Origin of the sequence: Streptomyces sp. NPDC020422 (assembly GCF_044386705.1) — a bacterium.
Classification (GTDB): Bacteria; Actinomycetota; Actinomycetes; order Streptomycetales; family Streptomycetaceae; genus Streptomyces.
In genome coordinates this window covers 271,081-283,683 of the sequence record NZ_JBIRVJ010000008.1, presented here as the reverse complement: position 1 = coordinate 283,683, position 12,603 = coordinate 271,081, and the positions used below count along the sequence as shown (strand labels likewise).

Sequence of the window (12,603 nt, the reverse complement as noted above, 5' to 3'; positions counted from 1 at the left end):
GTGCTTGCTCAGACGAGTGCGAGCGCCGGCGCCGAGGCGCGCCGGAAGCCCGCGGAGCACGGCGGTCCACGCCGTCCCACGGAGTGCACGAGCAGCCGGGCCCGCGACCGGCGCGGCCGGTCCACGGGACGCCCGGCGCGCCGCGGGGCCGTCCCCACGACGCGGAAGAAGGCCGCCACCAGGAGCAGCGGCCGGAAGGCGAGGGCCATGGCCGCCCGCAGCAGCCGGGCGAGCGCCCGCTCCCCGCCGCGCAGCCAGCAGGCCGCCGAGAGCCCGACCGCCACATGGGCGGCGAGCAGCAGCCAGGGCACCGCCGGATCGGGGGAGCTCAGCAGGGCCGCCGCCGTCCCGCTCCCGGGGACCGCCACACCGGGCAGCGGGGAGCCGAGGGCGCCGCCGCAGAGCGCGTCCACGTCGAAGCCCACCGCGCGCAGCGAACCGGCGACCGGTCCGCCGGCGGGGCCGTAGCAGGCGGCCTGCCCGCTGGTGAAGAGCGTGTCGGCGGCCAGCTCCAGCGGGACGAGGAGCCCCGCGATGGGGCCGAAGCCGCGCTCGCGGCCGGCCAGGGCGTAGGCCACGGCGAAGACGCCGGCCCCGACCGGGACGACCGTCCCCAGCGGCAGCGGCACCCCGGACAGGAGCACATGCGAGGCCACGGACAGCGCCACGACCAGGGTCGTGAAGATCGCCGCCCGTAGGGCTCTCAGCTGAGTGCTTGCCATGTCCATCGCCGTGGAAGTGTGCCATGCCCGGCCGTAAGCCGCCCCTAAGGCCGACCTGTGAACGGCGGCGGGCCGGCCCGCCCGTCCCTACAGCCCCGGGATGCGCCCGTTGCGGAAGAGGTCCACGAAGATCTGGTGGTCGGCCCGCGCCCGCGCACCGTAGTCGTGCGCGAAGTCCACCAGGAGCTCGCCGAAGCCCTCCTCGTCGGCCGCGATCGCCGCGTCGATGGCCCGCTCGGTGGAGAACGGCACCAGCGACTGGCCGCTGGAGTCGTCCGCCGCCGCGTGCATGGCCGCGGTCGCCCGCCCGAGGTCGGCCACGGTCGCCGCGATCTCCTCGGGGTCGTCGATGTCCGACCAGTCCAGGTCCACCGCGTACGGCGAGACCTCGGCGACCAGCTGCCCGGCGCCGTCCAGCTCCGCCCAGCCGAGCCACGGGTCGGCGTTCGCCTGCAGGGCCCGCTGCGAGATCACCGTGCGGTGGCCCTCGTGCCGGAAGTAGTCCCGCACCGCCGAGTCCGTCACGTGACGCGAGACCGCGGGGGTCTGCGCCTGCTTCATGTAGATCACGACGTCGTTCTCCAGGGCGTCGCTGTGCCCCTCCAGGAGGATGTTGTACGAGGGGAGGCCGGCCGAGCCGATGCCGATGCCGCGGCGCCCGACGACGTCCTTCACCCGGTACGAGTCCGGGCGCGCCAGGCTCGACTCCGGCAGGGTCTCCAGATAGCCGTCGAAGGCGGCGAGGACCTTGTAGCGGGTGGCCGCGTCGAGCTCGATGGCGCCGCCGCCGGGGGCGAAGCGGCGCTCGAACTCGCGGATCTCGGTCATCGAGTCCAGCAGGCCGAACCGCGTCATCCCGCGCGCGTCGCGCAGGGCGCCGAGGAGGGCGCCGCTCGCCGTGTCCAGCGTGAAGGGCGGGATCTCGTCGTCCTTCACGCCGGTCGCCAGCGCGTGGATGCGCTCGCGGTAGGCCGCGGCGTAGATCCGCACCAGCTCGGTGATCTGGTCGTCACCGAGCGCCTTGGTGTAGCCGAGCAGCGCCAGGGAGGCGGCGAGCCGCTTGAGGTCCCAGGTGAAGGGGCCGACGTAGGCCTCGTCGAAGTCGTTGACGTTGAAGATCAGGCGTCCGTTGGCGTCCATGTAGGTGCCGAAGTTCTCGGCGTGCAGATCGCCGTGGATCCACACCCGGCCGGTCCGCTCGTCCAGGTACGGGCCGCCGTGCGCCTCGCGCTCCAGGTCCTTGTAGAAGAGGCAGGCCGTGCCCCGGTAGAAGGCGAAGGCGGAGCCGGCCATCTTGCGGAACTTGACCTTGAAGGCAGCCGGGTCGGCGGCGAGCAGCTCGCCGAAGGCGGTGTCGAAGACGGCGAGGATCTGCTCACCGCGCTCGGCGGCGGTGGGCTGGGGGACCGACATCGAGAGTGCCTCCTGGCTGAAAACTGTGCATGACAAATGGGACAGGTGTTCTCTGTCTCCCAACGCGCGACGGTACCCGCGAGTGCCCGCGGGTTGTCAGTCGGGCGACGTAGACTTCCACGCTGTCCCCCCAGGAATTCATTGGAGGCATCCCTCGTGACCCGGCCGCCCTTCACGCACCTCCACGTCCACACCCAGTACTCCCTGCTGGACGGTGCCGCGCGGCTGAAGGACATGTTCAACGCGTGCAACGAGATGGGCATGACCCACATCGCGATGTCCGACCACGGCAACCTGCACGGGGCCTACGACTTCTTCCACAGCGCCAAGAAGGCCGGTGTGACGCCGATCATCGGCATCGAGGCCTATGTCGCCCCGGAGTCCCGGCGCAACAAGCGCAAGATCCAGTGGGGCCAGCCGCACCAGAAGCGGGACGACGTCTCCGGCTCCGGCGGTTACACCCACAAGACCATCTGGGCGGCGAACTCCACCGGTCTGCACAACCTCTTCCGGCTGTCCTCCGACGCCTACGCCGAGGGCTGGCTGCAGAAGTGGCCGCGGATGGACAAGGAGACCATCTCCCAGTGGTCGGAGGGGCTCATCGCCTCCACCGGCTGCCCCTCCGGCGAGCTCCAGACGAGGCTGCGTCTCGGCCAGTTCGACGAGGCCCTGAAGTCCGCCTCCGAGTACCAGGACATCTTCGGCAAGGACCGCTACTTCCTGGAGCTGATGGACCACGGCATCGAGATCGAGCGCCGGGTCCGCGACGGGCTCCTGGAGATCGGCAAGAAGCTCGGCATCCCGCCGCTGGTCACCAACGACTCGCACTACACCTACGCGCACGAGGCCAGCGCCCACGACGCCCTGCTGTGCATCCAGACCGGCAAGAACCTCTCCGACCCGGACCGCTTCAAGTTCGACGGCACCGGCTACTACCTGAAGTCCACGGACGAGATGTACGCGATCGACTCCTCGGACGCCTGGCAGGAGGGCTGCCGCAACACCCTGCTGGTGGCCGAGCAGATCGACACCACCGGCATGTTCGAGCCGCGCGACCTGATGCCGAAGTTCGACATCCCGGAAGAGGGCTACACCAACGTCACCTGGTTCAAGGAGGAGGTGCGGCGCGGCCTGGCCCGCCGCTACCCCGACGGCGTCCCCGAGGACCGGCAGAAGCAGGCCGAGTACGAGATGGACGTCATCATCCAGATGGGGTTCCCGGGCTACTTCCTCGTCGTCGCCGACTTCATCATGTGGGCCAAGAAGCAGGGCATCGCGGTCGGCCCCGGCCGAGGCTCCGCGGCCGGCTCGATCGTCGCGTACGCCATGGGCATCACCGACCTCGACCCCATCCCGCACGGACTGATCTTCGAGCGCTTCCTCAACCCCGAGCGCGTCTCCATGCCCGATGTCGACATCGACTTCGACGAGCGCCGGCGCGTCGAGGTGATCCGGTACGTGACCGAGAAGTACGGCGCCGACAAGGTCGCCATGATCGGCACGTACGGAAAGATCAAGGCGAAGAACGCCATCAAGGACTCGGCCCGCGTCCTGGGCTACCCGTACGCGATGGGCGACCGCCTCACCAAGGCCATGCCCGCCGACGTCCTCGGCAAGGGCATCGACCTCGACGGCATCACCAACCCCTCGCACCCGCGCTACAGCGAGGCCGGCGAGATCCGGGCGATGTACGAGAACGAGCCCGACGTGAAGAAGGTCATCGACACCGCCAAGGGCGTCGAGGGCCTGGTCCGGCAGATGGGCGTGCACGCGGCCGGCGTGATCATGTCCAGCGAGCCGATCGTCGACCACGCCCCGATCTGGGTGCGGCACACCGACGGCGTGACCATCACGCAGTGGGACTACCCCCAGTGCGAGTCGCTCGGCCTGATCAAGATGGACTTCCTGGGCCTCAGGAACCTCACGATCATGGACGACGCCGTCAAGATGGTGAAGGCCAACAAGGGCATCGACCTCGACCTGCTCGCCCTGCCGCTGGACGACCCGAAGACCTTCGAACTGCTCCAGCGCGGTGACACCCTCGGCGTCTTCCAGTTCGACGGCGGCCCCATGCGGTCCCTGCTGCGGCTGATGAAGCCCGACAACTTCGAAGACATCTCCGCCGTGTCCGCGCTCTACCGCCCGGGCCCGATGGGCATGAACTCGCACACGAACTACGCCCTGCGCAAGAACAAGCAGCAGGAGATCACCCCGATCCACCCGGAGCTGGAGGAACCGCTCCGGGAGGTCCTGGACGTCACCTACGGCCTGATCGTCTACCAGGAGCAGGTCCAGAAGGCCGCCCAGATCATCGCCGGCTACTCGCTCGGCGAGGCCGACATCCTCCGCCGCGTCATGGGCAAGAAGAAGCCCGACGAGCTGGCGAAGAACTTCACCATCTTCCAGGCCGGCGCCAAGAAGAAGGGCTACAGCGACGAGGCCATCCAGGCCCTGTGGGACGTCCTGGTCCCCTTCGCCGGCTACGCGTTCAACAAGGCGCACTCCGCCGCGTACGGCCTCGTCTCCTACTGGACCGCGTACCTCAAGGCGAACTACCCCGCCGAGTACATGGCCGGACTGCTCACCTCGGTCAAGGACGACAAGGACAAGTCGGCCGTCTATCTGAACGAGTGCCGCCGCATGGGCATCAAGGTGCTCCCGCCGAACGTCAACGAGTCCGAGGCGAACTTCGCCGCCCAGGGCGACGACGTGATCCTCTTCGGCCTCACCGCCGTCCGCAACGTCGGCTCCAACGTCGTCGAGTCGATCATCAAGACCCGCAAGAGCAAGGGGAAGTACAGCTCCTTCCCCGACTTCCTCGACAAGGTCGAGGCCGTGGTCTGCAACAAGCGCACGATCGAGTCGCTGATCAAGGCCGGCGCCTTCGACACCATGGGCCACACCCGCAAGGGCCTCGTCGCCCAGCACGAGCCGATGATCGACACCGTGGTCGCGGTCAAGCGCAAGGAGGCCGAGGGCCAGTTCGACCTCTTCGGCGGCATGGGCGAGGAGGACAGCGACGAGCCCGGCTTCGGCCTCGACGTCGAGTTCTCCGACGTCGAGTGGGAGAAGTCCTACCTGCTCGCCCAGGAGCGGGAGATGCTCGGCCTCTACGTCTCCGACCACCCGCTCTTCGGCCTCGAACACGTCCTGTCCGACAAGACCGACGCCGGCATCTCCCAGCTCACCGGCGGGGAGCACGCCGACGGCGCGGTCGTCACCATCGGCGGCATCATCTCCGGTCTCCAGCGGAAGATGACCAAGCAGGGCAACGCCTGGGCCATCGCCACCGTCGAGGACCTGGCCGGCTCCATCGAGTGCATGTTCTTCCCGGCCACCTACCAGCTGGTCTCCACCCAGCTGGTCGAGGACGCGGTCGTCTTCGTCAAGGGCCGGCTCGACAAGCGCGAGGACGTCCCCCGTCTGGTCGCCATGGAGCTGATGGTCCCCGACCTCTCCAACGCCGGGACCAACGCGCCGGTGATCCTCACCATCCCCACGGTCAAGGTCACCCCGCCGATGATCAGCAGGCTCGGCGAGATCCTCCAGCACCACAAGGGCAACACCGAGGTCCGCATCAAGCTCCAGGGGCCGCGCTCGACCACCGTGCTGCGGCTCGACCGGCACCGGGTCCAGCCCGATCCGGCGCTCTTCGGCGATCTGAAGGTGCTGCTCGGCCCCTCCTGCCTGGCCGGCTGACCGTCCCACCCCACTGCACGCGCAAGGGGCGCGCCCGTCGTCACGGGCGCGCCCCTTTGCCGTCGGCCGTCAGTTGTGGCCGAAACGCTTCTGCCGACCCTTGCGGGCCATGTCGCCCGGGGTGACCTGGCTCATGCGCTGCTCGGCCTGGGACTCCATCGAAGACTGCTGTGCCTGCTGCTGGCCGCGCTCGGCCTGCGAGCCTCGCTGCTGACTGCGGTCCTGCTTTCGGTTCTTGGCCATGGGGATGATGCCTCCTCAAAGGGGTGTGGGGGCCAGGGCCGCTGTCAGACTCACACACGGCAGGAAGTGCCGCATTTTGGATCATTACGGACGGTAAGCGCGGTCCGGGCGTGAGATCCGCCACGCCGATGATCCAGTTCCGGACCTCTACACGAGCGCGGTCGGGCAGACTCGGAGCAACCTGGAGCACTTCCGATCCCGAGGTTCCCGAAAGAGGGTGGAACACGTGGACCGCTGCGTCGTCCTGGTGGACGCCGGCTATCTGCTGGGCGCCGCCGCAAGCCTCCTCGCCGGGGAACCGGCCCGGTCGCGGATCACCGTCGACCACTCCGCGCTCATCCAGCAACTGCGTGAACGGGCCGAGGCCGACACCCAGCAGCCGCTGCTGCGGATCTACTGGTTCGACGGCGCACCCGACCGGGTGCCCCAGCCCGAGCACCGCAGGCTGCGCGTGATGCCCAGGGTCACCGTCCGGCTCGGCGCCCTCACCCGTACCGACGGACGCTGGGCACAGAAGGGCGTCGACGCGGCCATGCACACCGAGCTCACCGAGCTCGCCAGGAACCGCGCCTGCTCCGACATCGTCCTCGTCACCGGCGACGGCGACCTGCTGCCCGGTCTGATGTCCGCCAAGGAACACGGCGTCGCCGTCCACCTCTGGGCCGTCCAGGCCGCCGACGGCGACTACAACCAGTCGGAGGACCTGGTCGCCGAGGCCGACGAACGCCGGGTGCTGGACCGGGCCTGGATCACCCGGGCGGTCCGCGCCAAGGACCTCAGCGGCCTGTGCGCCACGCCGCCGGTGCCCCGCCCCGAGATCGCCGCCATCCTCTCCGCGCCGCTGCCCGAGTCCGCGCTCGCCGCCTCCGCCGAGCGCGCCGCCGCGGCCGCCGCCCACAACGGGTCCCGCGCGGAGTCGGTCGCCCCCACCGCGGCCCGGCCGGGCACCGCCGCCGATCCGGAGACCGTCCACGGCTCCGCCATCCCCGCACCCTCCGCCAAGGCCGTCCCCACCCCCAAGGACCTCGCCGCGCTGCGCGGCCCGGCCGCCCCCGCGGCCCCGCACCCGGCCGGCGCCACCCTGCGCTGGTCCTCCGACAAGGGCTGGATCGACCGGCCCGCCGCCCCCCTCGGCGAGCCCGCGGAGACCGCCTTCCTGCCCACCCTCGCCCAGCTCACCAGCGCCGAGCAGCGCTGGGCCGACCGCGAGGAGGACATCACCACCGTCGGCGGCGACCCCTTCGAGGTCGGCCAGGTGTTCGCCCGCCGCTGGCTCGACCGGCTTCCCGAGCAAGGCCACGAGCAGGGCCACGTCCACAAGCTCGCCGCCATGTACCCGCGCATCCCGCACCGCATCGACGGCGAACTCCTCCGCTACGCCGCCCGCTTCGGCCTCCTCGCCCACAAGGACGACCAGATCGACGAGCACGACCGCTATGCGATCCGGGCCGGTTTCTGGCGCGAGATCGACATGCACGCCGCCGCGCAACACGCCCCCGCGCCCGAGGAGAGCCGGGGGACCCCGTAGGCTCATCCCTCGTGAGTACGGTGTGCGTGGTGCGGGATCTGGTCAAGACGTACCCCGCCACACGCGGCAGACGCGGAGCACCCGCGACCCCCGAGATCCGGGCCACGGACGGGATCAGCCTCGATGTGCGCGGCGGCGAGATCTTCGGCCTGCTCGGCCCCAACGGCGCCGGCAAGTCCACCCTCGTGCGCCAGCTGACCGGTCTGATGCGCCCCGACTCCGGCACGGTCCGGATGCTCGGCCACGACCTGGTGCGCCACCCCGAGCGCGCCGCCCGGCTGCTCGCCCACCTCGGCCAGGAGTCCACCGCCCTCGACGAGCTGACCGTCGCCCTGGCCGCCGAGACCACCGGCCGGCTGCGCGGGCTCGACGCCCGCGCAGCCCGCGCCGAGCGGGACGCCGTCCTCGACGAGCTCGGCCTCGGCGAGATCGCCGGGCGCCCCCTGAAGAAGCTCTCCGGCGGCCAGCGCCGGCTCGCCTGTGTCGCCGCCGCCCTCGTCGGCGAGCGGCCGGTCCTCGTCCTCGACGAGCCCACCACCGGCATGGACCCCGTCGCCCGGCGCGCCGTGTGGGCCGCCGTCGACCGGCGGCGCGCCGAGCGGGGCGCCACCGTGCTGCTCGTCACCCACAACGTCATCGAGGCCGAGACCGTCCTGGACCGGGTCGCCGTCATCGACCGCGGCCGGGTCATCGCCTGCGACACGCCGGCCGGACTCAAGGAGCGGGTCGCGGGAGAGGTGCGGGTCGAGCTCGTCTGGCGCGAACACGCCCCCCTGGAGATCCCCGAGGTGGCCGCGCTGCGGCCGTCCGCCCAGGAGTCGGGGCGCCGCTGGACGCTCCGGCTGGCCCCGGACGAGGCGCGGGCCGCGGTCGCCGCGGTGACCGGCGGAGCCGCGTTCGCCGCGCTGGACGACTTCACGCTGGCGACGCCGAGCCTGGAGGACGTGTACCTGGCGCTCGGCGGCACGAACCGGGGACTGGTGAAGGCGTGACCCCTTGCATGACGTACCTGTCCGTCCTGTCCGTCAGGAGCCGTACGAGTTGAGCACCCTGCCCGCCGAGGCCCTGCCGGCCACCGCAGTCGCCGCCCCGACCCGGGACGCGGAGGACCACGCCGCCGCGCCCCTCGCCCCGCGCGCCCGGCTGCTGCCCGCGCTCGGCGCCGTGTACCGCGCCCAGCTCTCGCGGGCCCGGGTCTCCCGGATCCCGCTGCTCTTCGTGGCGACCTTCCAGTCCGTCGGGATCATGGTCCTGATGCGGGGGGTCGTGGACGGCGGCGCGGAGGCGCGGGCCGTCGTGGCCGGCTCGGCCGTCCTCGTGGTCGCCTTCGTCGCGCTCAACCTGCTCGCCCAGTACTTCGGGCAGCTGCGGGCCGGCGGCGGGCTCGACCACTACGCGACGCTGCCCGTGCCGCCCGCCGCAGTCGTGCTCGGCGCGGCCGGGGCGTACGCCTCCTTCACCGTGCCCGGGACGGTGGTCACCGCGGTCGCCGGCTCCGTGCTGTTCGGTCTGCCGCTGGGGCACCTGTGGATCCTGGCCGCGGTCGTGCCCCTGTCGGGTGCCGCCCTCGCCGGGCTCGGCGCGGCCCTGGGGCTGCTCGCCCCGCGACCGGAGCTCGCCACCCTGCTCGGCCAGCTGGGCATGTCGGCGGCGCTGCTGCTCGGCGTGCTGCCGGCCGAGCGGCTGCCCGGCCCCATCGGCTGGGCGCGTGACCTGCTGCCCTCCACGTACGGGGTGGAGGCCCTGGCCCGCACCTTCGACGCGCACCCGGACTGGACGGCGGTCTGCCTGGACCTCGCCGTGTGCGGGGCGGTGGGCGTCCTCTCGCTCGCCGTCGCCACCTGGGCGTACCGGAGGGCCGCGGTCCGCTGACCGCCGCCGGGCCCTCGGGGCTGATCACGGCCGGGGCCCCGGGCCCGGGGCCGGTCCGCTGAGGCGGTGCACAGGTGTACCTGGCACGATGGCGTGGTGACCGCACCTCTGACTCCGCCGCACCAGCCGCCGAACGACTCCGCCTGGCCCGCGCCCCATCCGGCGCAGCCCGAACCGGACGGTGCCCCGAGCACCGGCACCGAGCTTCGGCAGGCCGCCGTGGTGGCCGCCGTCTCCGGCGTGGCCGGCGTCCTGCTCGGACTGCTGTGGCTGTGGCTCGCGCCGCGGGTCACCCTGATCTCCGACGGCAAGGCGGTCTTCCTGCGCAACAGCGAGGGGGAGGCGGCGATCGGCATGGACGGAACGTTCGTCCTGCTCGCCCTGGGCTTCGGCGCGGTGGCCGCCGCGCTGGTCTTCCTGATCCACCGGCACGGCGGCATCGCCCTCGTCCTCGGGCTGGCGCTCGGCGGTGTGCTCGGCTCGCTGCTCGCCTGGCGCGTGGGCGTCTGGCTCGGGCCGGACCGCGACGTCGTCGCCCATGCCAAGGCGGTCGGGCCGAACGTCGACTTCCAGGCGCCCCTGGAGCTCAACATGGCGGCCGCGGCGATGCTGGCCTGGCCGATCGCCGCGATGATCGTGCACCTCGCCCTGACGGCGCTCTTCGGCCCCCGCGACCCGGAGCCGGAGGACGGCCCCTGGCCGCCCCTGCCCCTCGACAAGGCCTGAGCCGGCGGGGGCCCAGGCCCCCGCGGCCCGCCATCCGCCCCCCGTCGCTCAGCCGCGGCCGATCGGGGCCAGGGTCGCGTCGGTGAGGGCCGCCAGGTCCTGCGGGGACAGTTCGACCTCCAGGCCTCTGCGGCCCGCCGAGATGCAGATCGTGGCGTGCGCGGAGGCCGAGCTGTCCAGCACCGTGCGCAGGCGCTTGCGCTGGCCCAGCGGGGAGATGCCGCCGCGGACGTAGCCCGTGGTGCGCTCGGCCGCCGCCGGGTCCGCCATGGCCGCCCGCTTTCCGCCCACCGCGGAGGCCAGCGCCTTCAGGTCGAGCTGACCCGCGACCGGGACCACCGCGACCGTCAGCTCGCCGTCCACGTCCGCGACCAGGGTCTTGAACACCCGGTCGGGGGAGACGCCCAGCGCCTCCGCGGCCTCCTCCCCGTAGGAGGGACTCGCCGGGTCGTGGTCGTAGGCGTGCAGGGTGTAGGCCGTGCCGGCCGTGGTCAGCGCCACCGTCGCCGGGGTGCCGCCGCCGTTCTTCTTCTGCTTCTTCGCCATGCCGTCCTCTAGTTCGGGCTGGTCGGTGCGCGGGTGAGGTCCACCGCCGGCAGCGACGGCAGATGGCGCAGCACCGCCGTCTCCGCGCGCAGCAGCGACAGCTCCTCACGCAGCCGCGTCGCCGTGTCCGGGGCCTGCAGCAGGCGCTGCTTGGACGGGGTGTCGAGCACCGCGGCCGCCGCGACCAGGTACGACACCACCGACGGGTCGTCCGGCAGCTCGCTCGTCGTCAGGGAACGCTCCCGCGCCCCGGCCAGCCGCTTCTGGTAGTTCCTGAAGGCGCGCAGCACGCCCTCGGCCAGGGTGCCCGCCTCGTCGCCCTGCTCCTCGGGGATCTCCTCCAGCTCGGCCGTCAGATACGGGCCGCTCGCGTCGACGGAGAGCAGCTTCACCCGGGTCGTGCCGGTGGCCATCACCTCGAAGCCGCCGTCCGGGCGCTCCAGGATCTGGGCCGCGTCGGCGATGCAGCCGACCCGGTGGAAGGCCTGGATCGGGTCGGGACCGAAACCGGCCGCGGGCCCCTTCTCCGGCAGCGCGGTCTGGTCCGGCAGGCCAGGAGCCGTCGGCGCGACCTCCCGGCCGTCCCGGATCGCCACGACCGCGAAGCGCCGGGGCTCGGACTCGTCGGTCTTCAGCAGATCGCGCATCATGGCGCGATAACGCTGTTCGAAGACGTTCAGGGGCAGCACGAGGCCCGGGAACAGCACCGCGTTGAGCGGAAACAGAGGCAGTCGAGCGGTGGTCACAGCGGTCAAGCGTAATGGCCGCCGGGGCCGCCACTACCGGCCCGTCCCCCCGCGTCCTCGACGCCCTGCTCAGGGCGGCCCGCGCGCAGCGGCGTCCGACGTGCCACCGCGCGCACGGTGTCGGCCCTGGCCTCCAGGAATCCGCGCAGCGGGTCCTCGCCGAGCAGGGCCCAGGGGAAGGAGGTCGCCCGGGTGCCGATCCGGCGGAACTCGGCCAGCGCGTCCTCGTGACGGCCCCGCGCCATCAGCACGTGGACCAGCAGATTGCGCACCTCCGCCGGCCACAGGTCGTCCGCCGGGTACTCCGCGGACAGCGCCAGCGCACGGTCCGCCGCCGCGTCGACCCGGTCGCCCGTCACGGCGTGTCCCGCCACCGCGTGCCCCGGGCCCGCGAGCAGCTGGGCGAAGGCCGCCCGCACCGGCAGCGCCTGGACCAGGGAGCCGGGCAGGGCGTCCTCCGCGGCCTGCTCGGCGAAGTCGAAACACTCGCGGTGCGAGCCGTACCACTGCGCCGACAGGTACTTCAGGGCGGCGACATGGCAGCCGTAGTGGTGCGGGGCGCGGCGCACGGCCTGCTCCCACAGCGCCTCGAAGCCGGTGTGCCGCGCGTGCGTGCCCCGGGCGTGGTCCAGGGCGAGCCGCCACGGCACCGGGTCGCGGGGCGCGGCCTCGGTCGCCGCGTCGATCAGCGGCCCGAGCTCGCGCAGCCGCTCGGCCCTGGCCGGCGACTCCCAGGCCCGGCGCACCGCGAGCTGCGCCTTCACGAGCAGGGCGTCCGGGTCGTGCGGGGCGGCGGCGAGCCAGTGCCGCAGCCACTCGTCCCTGCTGTACGCGAAGGTGCTCAACCGGACGACATAGCGGTCGCGGTCCTCCCACTCGGCGGCGTCCCGGGTGGTGGCGAGGAGCTTGGCGGCCGGCTCGGGGTCGGCGAGGGCGGCGGCGACCAGGGCCGGCGCCAGCCTCCCGTCCGGGACGTCGAGCAGCACCTCGTCGTCCGGCGGCAGCCCGCCGGTCAGGCGCGGGGTGTGCCGGACCGTGCGGGCGGTGCCCATCAGGGCGCGGAGCAGTGACATGGTGCGAAACATTGAAAACCGCAGGTGAGGGCCGC

General features: G+C 72.4%; 11 protein-coding genes. 5 read left to right on the top strand and 6 right to left on the bottom strand.

Annotated elements, in window-relative coordinates; genetic code table 11:
* Positions 1-8 precede the first annotated feature (8 nt).
* Positions 9-728, bottom strand: a complete 720-nt coding sequence (locus tag ACH414_RS23155) for a hypothetical protein (RefSeq protein WP_382540317.1) — start codon at positions 726-728, stop codon at positions 9-11.
* Between the two features lie 81 nt (positions 729-809).
* Positions 810-2,135: a DUF2252 domain-containing protein gene (locus ACH414_RS23150; RefSeq protein WP_386565080.1), complete on the bottom strand. Its 1,326-nt coding sequence runs from the start codon at positions 2,133-2,135 to the stop codon at positions 810-812.
* Between the two features lie 156 nt (positions 2,136-2,291).
* Here ACH414_RS23150 and dnaE point away from each other — a divergent pair, with 156 nt between their 5' ends.
* The gene (dnaE, locus tag ACH414_RS23145) at positions 2,292-5,834 is read left to right on the top strand and encodes a DNA polymerase III subunit alpha (RefSeq protein WP_382540312.1); all 3,543 of its coding nucleotides are present in this window, start codon (positions 2,292-2,294) and stop codon (positions 5,832-5,834) included.
* Positions 5,835-5,903: 69 nt separating this feature from the next.
* Here the strand turns inward: dnaE and ACH414_RS23140 are convergent, their stop codons facing one another.
* Positions 5,904-6,077, bottom strand: coding sequence for a hypothetical protein (locus ACH414_RS23140; protein WP_382540309.1), 174 nt, complete (start codon positions 6,075-6,077; stop codon positions 5,904-5,906).
* A 217-nt stretch (positions 6,078-6,294) separates the two neighbouring features.
* Between ACH414_RS23140 and ACH414_RS23135 the strand changes: the two genes are divergently transcribed.
* From ACH414_RS23135 to ACH414_RS23120, 4 genes are all read left to right on the top strand, one after another.
* On the top strand, positions 6,295-7,605 hold the full coding sequence (locus tag ACH414_RS23135; protein WP_382540306.1) for an NYN domain-containing protein: 1,311 nt from the start codon (positions 6,295-6,297) through the stop codon (positions 7,603-7,605).
* A gap of 20 nt (positions 7,606-7,625) precedes the next feature.
* Complete coding sequence (locus ACH414_RS23130; protein ID WP_386565261.1) at positions 7,626-8,597, top strand: ABC transporter ATP-binding protein; 972 nt, start codon at positions 7,626-7,628, stop codon at positions 8,595-8,597.
* Positions 8,598-8,646: 49 nt separating this feature from the next.
* Positions 8,647-9,477: an ABC transporter permease gene (locus tag ACH414_RS23125; protein WP_382540304.1), complete on the top strand. Its 831-nt coding sequence runs from the start codon at positions 8,647-8,649 to the stop codon at positions 9,475-9,477.
* A 96-nt stretch (positions 9,478-9,573) separates the two neighbouring features.
* Positions 9,574-10,203, top strand: a complete 630-nt coding sequence (locus tag ACH414_RS23120) for a DUF2567 domain-containing protein (RefSeq protein ID WP_382540301.1) — start codon at positions 9,574-9,576, stop codon at positions 10,201-10,203.
* Positions 10,204-10,251: 48 nt separating this feature from the next.
* Here the strand turns inward: ACH414_RS23120 and ybaK are convergent, their stop codons facing one another.
* The 3 genes from ybaK to ACH414_RS23105 are packed head-to-tail and all read right to left on the bottom strand — an operon-like array spanning position 10,252 to position 12,580.
* Positions 10,252-10,749, bottom strand: a complete 498-nt coding sequence (gene ybaK / locus ACH414_RS23115) for a Cys-tRNA(Pro) deacylase (protein ID WP_382540298.1) — start codon at positions 10,747-10,749, stop codon at positions 10,252-10,254.
* 8 nt (positions 10,750-10,757) lie between these two features.
* A complete protein-coding gene (locus ACH414_RS23110; RefSeq protein ID WP_382540295.1) occupies positions 10,758-11,495 on the bottom strand; it encodes an LON peptidase substrate-binding domain-containing protein in 738 nt (245 codons plus the stop codon).
* A gap of 5 nt (positions 11,496-11,500) precedes the next feature.
* Positions 11,501-12,580, bottom strand: a complete 1,080-nt coding sequence (locus ACH414_RS23105; protein ID WP_382540292.1) for a hypothetical protein — start codon at positions 12,578-12,580, stop codon at positions 11,501-11,503.
* Between the last annotated feature and the right edge of the window lie 23 nt (positions 12,581-12,603).

Bases quoted from the DNA above. Each gene is read 5' to 3' on its own strand.
- ACH414_RS23155 (WP_382540317.1), bottom strand. From the start codon at position 728: ATGGACATGGCAAGCACTCAGCTGAGAGCCCTACGGGCGGCGATCTTC.
- ACH414_RS23150 (WP_386565080.1), bottom strand. From the start codon at position 2,135: ATGTCGGTCCCCCAGCCCACCGCCGCCGAGCGCGGTGAGCAGATCCTC.
- ACH414_RS23140 (WP_382540309.1), bottom strand. From the start codon at position 6,077: ATGGCCAAGAACCGAAAGCAGGACCGCAGTCAGCAGCGAGGCTCGCAG.
- ybaK (WP_382540298.1), bottom strand. From the start codon at position 10,749: ATGGCGAAGAAGCAGAAGAAGAACGGCGGCGGCACCCCGGCGACGGTG.
- ACH414_RS23105 (WP_382540292.1), bottom strand. From the start codon at position 12,580: ATGTTTCGCACCATGTCACTGCTCCGCGCCCTGATGGGCACCGCCCGC.